At 76.0% G+C, this 12,420-nt stretch carries 12 protein-coding genes; 10 read left to right on the forward strand and 2 right to left on the reverse strand.

Annotated features, from left to right (window positions below):
- Window positions 1-26: 26 nt before the first annotated feature.
- The 8 genes from ABZ497_RS20705 (at window position 27) to ABZ497_RS20740 (ending at window position 8,570) form a co-directional block, all read left to right on the forward strand.
- Window positions 27-1,439, forward strand: a complete 1,413-nt coding sequence (locus tag ABZ497_RS20705; RefSeq protein WP_359807306.1) for an NAD(P)/FAD-dependent oxidoreductase — start codon at window positions 27-29, stop codon at window positions 1,437-1,439.
- A gap of 72 nt (window positions 1,440-1,511) precedes the next feature.
- Window positions 1,512-2,420: a dihydrodipicolinate synthase family protein gene (locus ABZ497_RS20710; protein WP_329486916.1), complete on the forward strand. Its 909-nt coding sequence runs from the start codon at window positions 1,512-1,514 to the stop codon at window positions 2,418-2,420.
- 90 nt (window positions 2,421-2,510) lie between these two features.
- Window positions 2,511-3,515, forward strand: a complete 1,005-nt coding sequence (locus tag ABZ497_RS20715; protein WP_329486915.1) for a proline racemase family protein — start codon at window positions 2,511-2,513, stop codon at window positions 3,513-3,515.
- Window positions 3,516-3,537: 22 nt separating this feature from the next.
- Entirely contained in the window at window positions 3,538-4,911 is a 1,374-nt protein-coding gene (locus tag ABZ497_RS20720; protein WP_329492054.1) for an aldehyde dehydrogenase family protein, read from the forward strand.
- Window positions 4,911-5,939, forward strand: a complete 1,029-nt coding sequence (locus tag ABZ497_RS20725) for a proline racemase family protein (protein WP_359807222.1) — start codon at window positions 4,911-4,913, stop codon at window positions 5,937-5,939. The genes ABZ497_RS20720 and ABZ497_RS20725 overlap by 1 nt, the downstream gene beginning before the upstream one ends.
- A gap of 167 nt (window positions 5,940-6,106) precedes the next feature.
- Window positions 6,107-6,973 carry an ornithine cyclodeaminase family protein gene (locus ABZ497_RS20730; RefSeq protein ID WP_359807309.1) on the forward strand — a complete coding sequence of 289 codons (867 nt, stop codon included), beginning with the start codon at window positions 6,107-6,109 and terminating at the stop codon, window positions 6,971-6,973.
- Window positions 6,974-7,156: 183 nt separating this feature from the next.
- Complete coding sequence (locus tag ABZ497_RS20735) at window positions 7,157-7,870, forward strand: GntR family transcriptional regulator (protein ID WP_352290960.1); 714 nt, start codon at window positions 7,157-7,159, stop codon at window positions 7,868-7,870.
- A 103-nt stretch (window positions 7,871-7,973) separates the two neighbouring features.
- The gene (locus tag ABZ497_RS20740; RefSeq protein ID WP_359807225.1) at window positions 7,974-8,570 is read left to right on the forward strand and encodes a Uma2 family endonuclease; all 597 of its coding nucleotides are present in this window, start codon (window positions 7,974-7,976) and stop codon (window positions 8,568-8,570) included.
- A gap of 1 nt (window position 8,571) precedes the next feature.
- Here the strand turns inward: ABZ497_RS20740 and ABZ497_RS20745 are convergent, their stop codons facing one another.
- Both ABZ497_RS20745 and ABZ497_RS20750 read right to left on the reverse strand, forming a co-directional pair.
- Window positions 8,572-9,252, reverse strand: coding sequence for an ABC transporter ATP-binding protein (locus ABZ497_RS20745; protein WP_359807228.1), 681 nt, complete (start codon window positions 9,250-9,252; stop codon window positions 8,572-8,574).
- The gene (locus ABZ497_RS20750) at window positions 9,249-10,325 is read right to left on the reverse strand and encodes an ABC transporter permease (protein ID WP_359807231.1); all 1,077 of its coding nucleotides are present in this window, start codon (window positions 10,323-10,325) and stop codon (window positions 9,249-9,251) included. The genes ABZ497_RS20745 and ABZ497_RS20750 overlap by 4 nt, the downstream gene beginning before the upstream one ends.
- A 185-nt stretch (window positions 10,326-10,510) precedes the next feature.
- Between ABZ497_RS20750 and ABZ497_RS20755 the strand changes: the two genes are divergently transcribed.
- Window positions 10,511-11,719: a sensor histidine kinase gene (locus tag ABZ497_RS20755; protein WP_359807234.1), complete on the forward strand. Its 1,209-nt coding sequence runs from the start codon at window positions 10,511-10,513 to the stop codon at window positions 11,717-11,719.
- Window positions 11,716-12,363, forward strand: coding sequence for a response regulator transcription factor (locus tag ABZ497_RS20760; RefSeq protein ID WP_359807237.1), 648 nt, complete (start codon window positions 11,716-11,718; stop codon window positions 12,361-12,363). Before ABZ497_RS20755 ends, ABZ497_RS20760 begins: the two co-directional genes overlap by 4 nt.
- The last annotated feature ends 57 nt before the right edge of the window (window positions 12,364-12,420 follow it).

Here is a 12,420-nt window from a genome sequence, read left to right on the forward strand (position 1 = left end):
CGTCCGAGCCGTCCGAGCCGTCCGGGCTGTCCGCGGCGTCCGGGCCCGCCGAGCGGGGCGGTTACGACCTCGCCGTGATCGGTGCGGGCCCGGCGGGCCTCGCCGCGGCCGTGGCCGCCGCCGACCTCGGCCTGCGCTGCGCCCTGCTCGACGCCGGCCCGCGCACCGGCGGCCAGTACTACCGCCACCCCGCGCCCGGGCTGGGCGCCACCCGGCCCGACCGGCTGCACCACGGCTGGTCCGTCTACACCGGGCTGGCCGACCGGCTCGCGGCGCACCGCCGCACCGGCCGGGTGGACCTCCTGGGCGGTCACCAGGTCTGGGCCCTGGAGCGCCCGGCCGACACCGGCTGGGCGGTGCACGCCACCCTCGGGCCGGCCGCCGGCGAGCGGGCCACCGTCCGGGCCGCCGCCGTCCTGCTGGCCACCGGTGCGTACGAGCGGCAGCTGCCGTTCCCGGGCTGGACGCTGCCCGGGGTGGTCACCGCCGGTGGGGCGCAGGCCATGCTCAAGGCGGGCCTGGTGCTGCCGGGCCGGAGGATCGTGGTGGCCGGCAGCGGGCCGCTGCTGCTCGCGGCGGCGTCCTCGCTGGTCACCGCCGGGGCCGAGGTGCCCGAGGTGGTCGAGGCCACCGGCTATCTCGGTTACGCGCGGCGCCCCGACGTGCTGGCCGCCGTCCCGGCCAAGCTCGTCGAGGGCGCCGGCCACGGCGCCGCGCTGCTGCGCCACGGCGTCCGGCTGCGCCGGCGCAGCGCCGTCGTCGAGGCGCACGGCACCGACCGGGTCACGGCCGTCACCGTCGCCCGGCTGGACGCCGACTGGCGGCCGGTGCCCGGCACCGAGTGCCGGATCGCCTGCGACGCGCTCGCCGTCGGCCACGGGCTGCTGCCGCAGATCGAGCTGGCAACCGAGCTGGGCGCCGCGACCAGGACGACACCCGACGGGGCCGTGGCCCTCGCGGTGGACGCCCGGTTGCGGACCACCCTCCCCGGCCTCTGGGCGGCCGGCGAGACCTGCGGGGTCGGCGGCGCCGACCTGGCGATCGCCGAGGGGGAGCTGGCGGCCAACGCGGTCGCCGGGGCGCCGGCCCCGACGGCGCTGCTGCGCCGCCGTGCCCGGCTGCGCGCCTTCGCCGAGCTGATGGCGGCGGCGCACCGGCCCGGCGCCGGCTGGACGGGGTGGCTGCGCCCGGACACCGACGTCTGCCGCTGCGAGGAGGTGCCGGTGGCCCGGATCACCGAGGCGGTGGAGGAGCTCGGCGCGGGCGACGCGCGGACCGTCAAGCTGCTCACCCGGGCCGGGATGGGCTGGTGCCAGGGCCGGATGTGCGGTCCGGCGGTGGCCTGCCTCTCCGGCGCCGGCGAGTCGCGGGCGGACAGCCGCCCGCTGTCCTGCCCCGTCCCGCTCTCGCAGCTCGCGGCCGGTCCGCCGGCCTCCTGAACACGTGGCGCGGGGCTCTTGTCTCCGCCTGCGACGTCTAATAAAATGTCACACCTCACCAAGGAGTCAGCTGTGTCCCACACCCCGCACGACACCACCCGTCCCTGGCGCGGCATCATGGTCGCCACCACGATCCCGCTGCGCCCGGACCACTCCGTCGACTACGACGCCTACGCCGAGCACGTCCGCTGGCTGATCGACTCGGGCTGCGACGGCGTCGTCCCCAACGGCTCCCTGGGGGAGTACCAGACGCTCACCGCCGAGGAGCGGGCCAAGGTCGTCGAGGTCGCCGTCGAGGCGGCCGGCGACGGCTCCCGGGTGATGCCCGGGGTGGCCGCGTACGGCAGTGCCGAGTCCCGCCGCTGGACCGAGCAGGCCGCCGAGGCGGGCGCCGGCTCCGTCCTGCTGCTGCCGCCGAACGCCTACCGCGCCGACCACGACGCCGTCCGGGCCCACTACGCCGAGGTGGCCAAGGCCGGCCTGCCGGTCGTCGCCTACAACAACCCGTACGACACCAAGGTCGACCTCGTCCCCGCGCTGCTGGCGCGGCTGCACGGCGAGGGCTCGATCGTCGCCGTCAAGGAGTTCAGCGGCGACGTCCGCCGGGCGTACGAGATCGCCGAGCTGGCCCCCGGGCTCGACCTGCTGATCGGCGCCGACGACGTGCTGCTGGAGCTGGCCCTGGCCGGCGCGGTCGGCTGGATCGCCGGGTACCCGAACGCCCTGCCGGCCGCGAGCGTCGCCCTGTACCAGGCCGCCGTCGCCCACGACCTGGACGTCGCGCTGCCGCTCTACAAGGCCCTGCACCCGCTGCTGCGCTGGGACTCCAAGACCGAGTTCGTCCAGGCGATCAAGCTCTCGATGGACATCGTCGGCCGCCCCGGCGGTCCCACCCGCGAGCCGCGGCTGCCGCTCGGCCCGGAGATCGAGGCGGCCGTCCGCGCGGCCACCGAGAAGGCGCTGGCCGAGGGGCTCGGGTAACCGACCCCCGCTGCCACCGGGTGCGGCCGGCTGCTGGGGCAGCCGGCCCGGCCCACCACCCCACCCACCCCCGACGGGAGTCGCCACCAGATGCGCAGCCGCCACGTGTTCCACGCCGTCGACTCGCACACCGAGGGCATGCCGACCCGGGTCGTCACCGGCGGCTTCGGTGTCATCCCCGGTGCCACCATGGCCGAGCGCCGGGTGCACTTCCAGCAGCACCTCGACCACTTCCGGACGCTGCTGATGTACGAGCCGCGCGGCCACGCCGCGATGAGCGGCGCCGTCCTCCAGCCGCCGACCCGCCCGGACGCCGACTTCGGGGTGCTCTACATCGAGGTCTCCGGCCTGCTGCCGATGTGCGGCCACGGCACCATCGGCGTGGCCACCGTCCTGGTCGAGACCGGCATGGTGCCGGTGGTCGAGCCGGTCACCACCGTGCGGCTGGACACCCCGGCCGGGCTGGTGACCGCCGACGTGCGGGTCGAGGACGGCGCCGCCACCGCGGTGACCATCCGCAACGTGCCCTCGTACGCGGTCGCCCTGGACCGCAAGATCGAGGTGCCCGGGTACGGCACGGTCGGCTACGACCTCGCGTACGGCGGCAACTTCTACGCGATCCTGCCGCTCGCCGAGTTCGGGCTGCCGTTCGAGCGCGAGCGCAAGCAGGACATCCTGGACGCCGGACTCGCCCTGATGGAGGCCGTCAACGGCGGCCCGGACCGGCCGGTGCACCCCGAGGACCCGTCGATCCACAGCTGCCACCACGTCCAACTGCTCGCGCCCGGCTCCACCGCCGAGCACTCCCGGCACGCGATGGCCATCCACCCCGGCTGGTTCGACCGCTCGCCGTGCGGCACCGGCACCTCCGCGCGGATGGCCCAGCTGCACGCCCGGGGCGAACTCCCGCTCGGGCGGGACTTCCGCAACGACTCCTTCATCGGGACGACCTTCACCGGCCGCCTGGTCGAGGAGACCGAGGTGGCCGGACGGCCCGCCGTGGTGCCGACCGTCACCGGCCGGGCCTGGATCACCGGCACCGCCCAGTACTTCCTCGACCCGAGCGACCCGTTCCCGGCCGGGTTCCTGCTCTGAACCGCCTGAACACCCCGAAGGGCTGCCTGCTGTGACGATCCTTTCGTACAACCCCGCCGATCCCGAGGACCTCGTGGCCGAGGTCGACGCGCCCGGTGCCGAGGCCGTCCGGGCCGCCGTCGGACGGGCCCGGGCCGCGCAGCCCGGCTGGCTCGCCGCCGGGGCCGCCGCGCGCTCGGCCGCGCTCACCCGGTTCGCCGGGGCGGTCGAGGAGCACGCCGAGGAGCTGACGGCGCTGATCGTCCGCGAGGTCGGCAAGCCGGTGGCCGAGGCGCGCGGCGAGGTCGGCCGCACCGCGGCGATCCTGCGCTACTACGCGCAGGCGCCGTACGCGCCCGCCGGCGCCGTCCACGAGACCGCCGCCGGCGAGGGCCTGCTGCTCACCCGCCGCCGCCCCTACGGGGTGGCCGGGCTGATCACGCCGTGGAACTTCCCGCTGGCGATCCCGGCCTGGAAGGCCGCGCCGGCGCTGGCGGTCGGCAACACCGTGGCGCTCAAGCCCGCGCCGGAGGCCACCGCCTGCGCGCTGCGGCTGGCGGAGCTGGCCTCGGCGGCGGGTCTGCCGGAGGGCGTGTTCACCGTGCTGCCGGGCGGGGCGGAGGAGGGCGCGGCGCTGGTCGACACGGCGGACGTGGTGTCGTTCACCGGCTCGACGGGCGTCGGGCGGGCCGTGGTGCGGGCCGCCACCGAGCGCGGCGTCCCGGTCCAGGCCGAGCTGGGCGGCCTCAACGCGGCCCTGGTGCTGCCGGACGCCGACCCCGAGCAGGCCGCCGCCCACCTGGCGGCCGCCATCGCCGGGTACGCCGGGCAGAAGTGCACCGCCACCAGCCGGGTGATCGCCGTCGGCGCGGCCCACGAGCCGCTGCGCGCCGCCCTGGTGAAGGCGCTCGGCCTGGTCGACGACGCGGCCTGCGGGCCGGTCATCTCGGCCGCCGCCCGGGACCGGCTCACCGGCGCCGTCGAGTCCGCCCGCGCCGCCGGGGCCACCGTGCTCACCGGCGGGGGCGTCCCGGAGCGGCCCGGCTGGTACGTCGAGCCGACCCTGCTCGCCGACGTGCCGGCCGAACACCCGCTGCGGCGCGAGGAGTTCTTCGGACCGGTGGCCGTCCTGCTGGCGGCCGCGGACCTGGACGAGGCGATCGCGCTCGCCAACGACACCCCGCACTCGCTGGCCACCTCGGTGCACAGCCGCAGCCTGGACGTGGCGCTGGCCGCCGCGGACCGGCTGGACGCGGGCATGATCCGGATCAACGCGCCCTCCAGCGGCGTCGACTTCCACCTGCCGTTCGGTGGCGCGAAGGGCGCGAGCCACGGCGAGCGCGAACAGGGCGCGGCCGCGCTCGACTTCTACACCGCGAGCCGTACCGTCAGCGTCCTCCCGGCCGGTGGCGCGTGATGCGGGTCAGCGCCGTGGACTACCACTGCGCCGGCGAGCCGTTCCGGATCGTCGTCGGCGGCGCCCCCGGCGTGCCCGGGGACAGCGTAGCCGAGCGGCGGGCCGTCGCGATCGGCGCGGGCGGCACGGCCACCGCGCCCCGGCCGGGCCCGCTCGACGAGGTGCGGCGACTGCTCGTCCGGGAGCCGCGCGGGCACGCCGGGATGTACGGCGGCTTCCTGGTGCCGCCGGACGACGACGAGGCGCACCTCGGCGTGCTCTTCTGGCACAAGGACGGCTACTCCACCGCCTGCGGCCACGGCACCATCGCGCTCGGCGCCTGGGCGGTGGACTCGGGGCTGGTCCGGGCCCCGGACGACGGGGTGGCCCGGGTGCGGATCGACGTGCCGTCCGGGCGGGTCACCGCCGCCGTGCACCGCGTCGGCGGGCGGACCACCGGGGTGACCTTCCGCAACGTACCGGCCGTCGTCAGCGCGCCGAAGCTGGCGGTGCGGACCTCGCGCGGCACCGTGGAGGTGGCCGTCGCGCACGCGGGCGCCTGCTACGCCAGCGTGCCGGCGGCCGCGCTGGGGCTCGCCGTCGAGCCCGGGCTGCTGCCCGAACTCACCGCCGTCGGGCGGGAGATCCGGGCCGCCCTGGCCGACTCGCCGGCCGTCCGGCACCCGACCGACCCGCGGCTCTCGGGGGTCTACGGGGTGATCCTCCACGACGAGCTGCCCGAGGGCCCGGCCGGGCCCGTCCAGCGCAACGTCACCGTCTTCGCGGACGGCCAGATCGACCGCTCGCCGTGCGGCTCCGGGACGTCGGCGCGCCTCGCCGTGCTCGCCGCCGAGGGGCGGCTGGCCCCGGGCGGGGAACTGCGCCACGAGTCGCTGATCGGGACGGTGTTCACCGGCCGGGTGCTGCCCGGCGGCGACCCGCTCGGCGCCGGTGTGGTCACCGAGGTCACCGGCACCGCCCACCGCACCGGCGAGCACACCTTCCTGCTCGACCCGGCCGACACGCTGGGGACGGGGTTCCTGCTGTGACCGCCCGCCGTCCCGAACCCCTCCTGCTGCCCGGCGCGGCGGCTGAGCCGCTCCAGCGCGTCGCGCCGGGCTCCGACCGGCCGGGCGCGGCCGGGCCGGTTTCCGAAGCTGGGCCCGTTTCCGAGGCCGGACCGGTCCACGTCGTCGGGCCGGGCGCGGTCGGCTCGTTGGGCCCGGCCCGGGCCGCCGAGGCGATCGAGCGGGTGCTGCTGGCCGGCCTCGACCCGGAGGCCGGGCCCGCCCGGTCGGCGGTACCGGTGCCGGCGGGTGAACTGCTGCTGATGCCGGCGGCCACGGCCGAGTACGCCGGGGTGAAGATCGCCGGGGTGGCCCCCGGGAACGCCGCCCTCGGCCTGCCCCGGATCACGGGCAGCTACCTGCTGCTGGACGGCCCGACCCTGCGGCCCGTCGCCCTGCTCGACGGCGCGGCGCTCACCACGCTGCGCACGCCCGCCGTCACCGCCGTCGCGCTGCGGCGCCTCGCCGCGCCGGACGCCGCGCACCTGGTCCTGTTCGGGGCCGGCCCGCAGGCGTACGGGCACCTGGACGCGCTGCTCGCCGTCCGGCCGCTGACCAGGGTCACCGTGGTGGCCCGCAGCGAGGCGCCCGCCGAGGCGCTGGCCGGGTACGCGCGCCGGCTCGGGCTCGCGGCCGCGGTGGGCACGGCCGCCGCGGTGGCCGAGGCGGACCTGGTGGTCTGCTGCACCACCGCGCGCACGCCGCTGTTCGACGGCGCGCTGGTGCCCGACCACGCGGCGGTGGCCGCGGTCGGCTCGCACGAGCCGGACGCGCGGGAGGTGGACGCGGTGCTGGTGGGCCGGGCCGAGCTCTACGTGGAGGCGCGGGCGGCCGCGCTGCGGGAGGCGGGGGACCTGCTGATGGCGGGGGTCACCGGCGCCGGTCCGCTCTGGAACCTGGCCGAACTGGTGCGCGGCGAGGTGCCGGTGCCGAGCGACCGGCCGCGGTTCTTCAAGAGCGTCGGGATGGCCTGGCAGGACCTCGCCGTCGCGGCGGAGGTCCACCGCCGGGGCTGAGCCCGGCGGGGGCGGGGGTCCTCCGGCGGGGTGGCCGCCGACCGTTGCGACGGGCGGCGGCCACTGCCACGATGGGCCCGCCGGGACGCGGCCGCCGCCGGCTGTCCGAATCACGAAATGTTGCACACTCAACGTAACGTGACATTGTACGCTGGTGTTCTGCGACCCATCCGGAGGAACACCATGGCCGACCTCAAAGCCCGCACCCTGATCTCCGTGCAGGAGCGGCTGCGCGACCAGGTCGCCCACGCCCTCCGTGCCGCACTGATCTCCGGCGAGCTGCGCCCCGGCGTGGTGTACTCCGCGCCCGCGCTCGCCGCCGACTTCGGCGTCTCCGCCACCCCCGTCCGCGAGGCGATGCTCGACCTCGCCCGGGAGGGTCTGGTCGAGGCCGTCCGCAACAAGGGCTTCCGGGTCACCGAGCTGACCGAACGCGACCTCGACGACTTCACCGAGATCCGCGCCCTGATCGAGGTCCCGACCGTCGGCCGGGTCACCCGCACCGCCACCGCCGAGCAGCTGGAGGCGCTGCGTCCGCAGGCGGAGGCGATCGTGGCCGCCGCCCGCAAGCACGACCTGATCGGCTACCTGGAGGCGGACCGCCAGTTCCACCTCGACCTGCTCGGCCTGGCCGGCAACGCCCGCCTGGTGGAGGTCGTCGGGGACCTGCGCAAGCGCTCCCGGCTCTACGGCCTGAACCGCCTCGACCAGCGCGGCGAGCTGGTCTCCTCCGCCGAGGAGCACCTGGAGCTGCTCGACCTGATGCTCTCCGGCGACGCGGAGGCCGCCGAGGCCTGCATGTCCCGCCACCTCGGCCACGTCCGCTCGCTCTGGGCGGCCGGCCAGGAGGAGGCGGAGGAGGAGGCCCGCCCGGCCCTGCGGCTGCGGGCCCGGTAAGGGCCCCGGGCCGCTCGTTCGGGTGAACACCGACGATCGGGCGGCGGGCGGGGCAGGCGCTCTACGATGATGTTCTCGACATTCGGCAGTCAGGAGGAACTCCATGTCCGCCGCAACAGTGGAAGAACCCGGTGAGCAGCTGACGCTGCTCGAAGCCGCTGAGCTGATCTCCAATCAGCTGGTGGGGCACCGAGTCGAGATCATCGGGGGTCAGATCACAGTGACGCCGCCGCCCAATGGCCAGCACGGCGATGCCCTGACGAGCATCAGCATTCCGCTCCTCCTGGCGGGCCTTCACGGGGAGACGACCCGCGTCATCCAGGGGATGGGCCTCTGGCTGCCGGACGGTCCGTCTGACTTCGCCATCCCCGATCTGTCTGTGGTCGACGCGGACTACGCCGACCATCTGGTCGATCGCAACAGCTACGACCCCGGGGTCTTCCGGCTCGTGCTGGAGGTCACCTCCTCGAACCTGAGTGACGATCTGAAGAAGAAGCCTTCCGCCTACGCGTCCGCAGGCATCCCCGTCTATGTGATCGTCGACCGGACGAACGGGCGGGTATTGGTGCTGACCGACCCGCGGGACGGCGAGTACCGGGTGCACGCCGTCCACCGTCCCGGGCAGTCGTTCACGCTGCCGGGGTCGATCGGGGCGGCGGTGACCTTCTCGGTGGACGGGATGCTGGGGCCCCAGAAGTAGCTCACACCGCCGCCGGCACCGTGAGCCGGCCGTCATGGACCTCGGCGACGCGGTCGACGGCCGTGAGGTGGGCCCGGTCGTGGGTGACCAGCACGGTGGCGGTGGCGCGGCGGTGGGTGAGTTCGGTGATCAGGTCGATCACGGCGGCGCCGCGCTCGTGGTCCAGCGCGCTGGTGGGCTCGTCGACCAGCAGCACCGTCGGGTCGTTCATCAGGGCGCGGGCGATGTTGACGCGCTGGCGCTGACCGCCGGAGAGCTGGTGCGGTCGGCGCGCCGCCTGGTCGCGCAGTCCGACGGCGGCCAGGAGCTCCAGCGCGCGGGGGAGGGCGCCGCGCGGGGAGCGGCCGTCGAGGTGGGCCATCACCTGGAGCTGTTCGGCGGCGGTGAGCGAGGGCAGCAGGTTGGCCTGCTGGAAGACGACGCCGATCCGGCCGCGACGCAGCGCCGTCAGCTCGGCGCGGTTCAGTCCGGTGGTCTCGACGCCGTCCACCACCACCCGGCCGGTGTCCGGGGCGGTCAGCGTGGCGGCGACCGCCAGCAGGCTGGACTTGCCGGAGCCGGACGGGCCGACCACCGCGGTGATCGAGCCCTTCGGCACGGTCAGCGAGACGTCGTCCAGCGCGGTCAGCCGGCCCTCGCCGTCCGGGTAGGTGAGGGTCACGCGGTCGAGGTGCAGGCTCATCGGGCACTCCCCAGGGCGGTCAGCGGGTCGACGGAGGTGATCCGGCGGATGGACAGGGCCGCGCCGACCGCGCCGAGCGCGATCATCACGACGGCCGGGACGAGGACGGTCGGGGCGTCCAGGACGAACGGCACCGCCGAGCCGAGCAGGGTGCCGGCCCCGACCGCGATCGCGGTGCCGGCGGCCGTGCCCAGCACCAGCAGCAGAACCGCCTGGCCGAGCGCGTCCGTGAGCAGGTAGCGGGTGGAGGCGCCGAGTGCCTTCAGCACCGCGACGTCGCCGCTGCGCTGGATCGTCCAGACGGTGAAGAAGGCGCCGATCACCAGCGCCGAGATGGCGAACAGGAAGCCGCGCATCAGTTGCAGCGAGCCGTTCTCCGAGGTGTAGGAGCCGATCGCGGCGAGCGCGTCCGCCCGGCTCCGGGTCTCGGTGCCGTACCGGGCGTCCGCCGTGCCGAGGTCCGCGCCGGGGGCCGTGGTCAGGGCGATCACCGTGGCGTGCCCGGCGCCGCCCGGGGCGACCGCCTGCCAGTCGGTGAGGCTGGTCCAGACGACCGGGGTGTGGCTGAAGGAGGCGTCGCCGGCCACCGCCGCGACCTGGAGCGGGCGGCCCGCCAGGGTGAAGGCCGCGCCGGGACGCAGACCGCCGAGCTCCTCGGCGGCGGCCTGCGACAGCACGGCCCGGCCGGGGCCGACCGCATCGCCCCGGGGGGCCAGCGGCGAGCCGTCCGGTACGCCGAAGGCGGAGAGCGCGGTGGTGCGCTGCCCGGCGGCGGCCTTGGTGGTGGTGATCCCGAGCGGTTGCGCGGCCGTGACCCCGGGGGCCCGCGCCCAGCCCTGCCACTGCTCGGGGGTGACCTGGGAGTCGGTGAAGGAGAGCCGCTGCCCGTCGGCGGGGACGGCGAAGGCGAGGTGGTCGGCGGGCAGGCCGGTGATCGCCGAGACGTTCTGCCGGCCGAGCCCGGCCGTCAGGCCGGACAGCAGGCCGACCAGTACGGTGATCAGTACGACGACGGTTCCCATCAGGGCGAACCGCCCCTTCGCGAACCGCAGGTCCCTCCAGGCGACGAACACGTCCGGGCTCTCCTCTTCCTCGGGTCCGCCGCGGCTTGCGCAGCGGCGGCGACGCTCACCACCGTCCCGCGGAAGGGGGCCGTGGGGCATCGCGCGCGGGATTGGAACCTCGGCATCGAAGGGGAGAGGCGGAGTTCAACCTTTTGATTGATCCGTCCGGGCGGCACGGACCCTAGGCTGGACGGATGGCGACCGAACGACCTCGAACCACCCCCGTCGCCCGCGTGCTCCAGGTCTGCCTGCACCTGCTGGTGGCGGGCCTGCTCGCACTCGCCGTGGCCCGTGCCGTGGTCGGCCGCGGCGCCGAGCCGGCGGCCGTCGTCGCCGCCGGTACCGCGATGGCCGCGGTGTACGCGGCCGGGCCGCTGGTCGGGGCCGTCCGGCGGTCGCGGTGGTCCACCGTCCTCTGGCTGGCCGTGCTCGGTGTGACCTGGGTGGGAGTGCTGACCACCACCCAGGACGGCGTCTGGCTCGCCTTCCCGCTGTACTTCCTGGAGCTGCACCTGCTCGGCCGCCGGGGCGGGCTGGTGGCCGTCGCCGTCACCGCCGTCACCGCGGTCGTCGCGTGGTCCTGGCACCAGCACACCGTCGGCTTCGCCGCGGCGATCGGGCCCACGCTCGGTGCGGCCGTCGCCGTCGTCACCGTCTTCGGCTACCAGGCGCTCTACCGGGAGAGCGAGGAGCGCCGCCGGCTGATCGACGAGCTCACCGCCGCCCGGGCCGGCCTCGACGCCGCCCACCACACCGCCGGTGTGCTGGCCGAGCGCGAACGGCTGGCCCGGGAGATCCACGACACCCTCGCCCAGAGCCTGTCCAGCATCCAGCTGCTGCTGCGGGCCGCCCAGCGGGCCCTGCCCGACCGGACCGAGGCCGCCGCCGACTACGTCGAACAGGCCCGTCGGGCGGCCCAGGACAACCTCGCCGAGGCCCGCCGCTTCGTCCGCGCGCTGACCCCGCCCGATCTGGAGAGCGGCTCGCTGGCCGGCGCCCTCGAACGGCTCTGCGCCACCACGACCGCGCACGCCGGCCTGCCCGTCCGGCTGCACGTCTCGGGCGACCCGGTGCGGCTGCCGGTGCCGCACGAGGTCGCGCTGCTGCGGATCGCGCAGTCCGCCCTGGGCAACACGGTGCGGCACGCGAAGGCCTCGCACGCCGAGGTGACGCTCAGCTACATGGAGGGCGAGGTCGCGCTGGACGTGTTCGACGACGGGGCGGGTTTCGACCCGGCGCGGGCAGCCGCCGACGCCGGCGGGGACGGCGGCTTCGGCCTGCCGTCCATGCGGGCCAGGGCGCGGGCGCTGGGCGGTACCTTCGCCGTGGAGTCCGCCCCGGGAGAGGGGACGGCGCTCGCCGTACTGCTGCCCGTCGCCCCCGCCACCGAGGACTCCCCGTGACCGACGCCGTGATCCGCCTGCTGCTCGCCGACGACCACCCGGTGGTCCGGGCCGGGCTGCGGGCCGTCCTGGAGAGCGAGCGGGACTTCGTCGTCGTCGCCGAGGCCGCCACCGCCGAACGGGCCGTGCAGCTGGCGGCGGAGGTCGAGGTGGACGTCGTGCTGATGGACCTGCAGTTCGGGCCGGGCTCGGCGATGAACGGCGCCCAGGCCACCGCCGCGATCACGGCCCGGGCGGCGGCGCCCCGGGTGCTGATCGTCACCACCTACGACAGCGACGCGGACACCCTGCCCGCGCTGGAGGCCGGGGCCACCGGGTACCTGCTGAAGGACGCGCCGCCGGAGGAGCTGGCCCGGGCCGTCCGCTCGGCCGCGCAGGGGCGGACGGCGCTGGCGGCGGCGGTGGCGGACCGGCTCCTGGAGCGGATGCGGACGCCGTCGGCGGCGCTGAGCGCGCGGGAGACGGAGGTGCTGGGACTGGTCGCGGACGGGCTGACCAACCAGGGGATCAGCCAGCGGCTGCATCTGAGCCAGGCCACGGTGAAGTCCCACCTGGTGCACGTCTACGCCAAGTTGGGGGTGGACTCGCGGACGGCGGCGGTCCGCGAGGCACGGGCGCGGGGGCTGATCCGCCGGGGGGCCTGAGGGCCGCGGGCGTAGGGTTGGGCGGAGCCCGAAGCCGTCACGCGCAGTGGAGGAACC

Source organism: Kitasatospora sp. NPDC005751 (assembly GCF_040630835.1).
In the GTDB taxonomy this organism is placed as follows: Bacteria; Actinomycetota; Actinomycetes; order Streptomycetales; family Streptomycetaceae; genus Kitasatospora.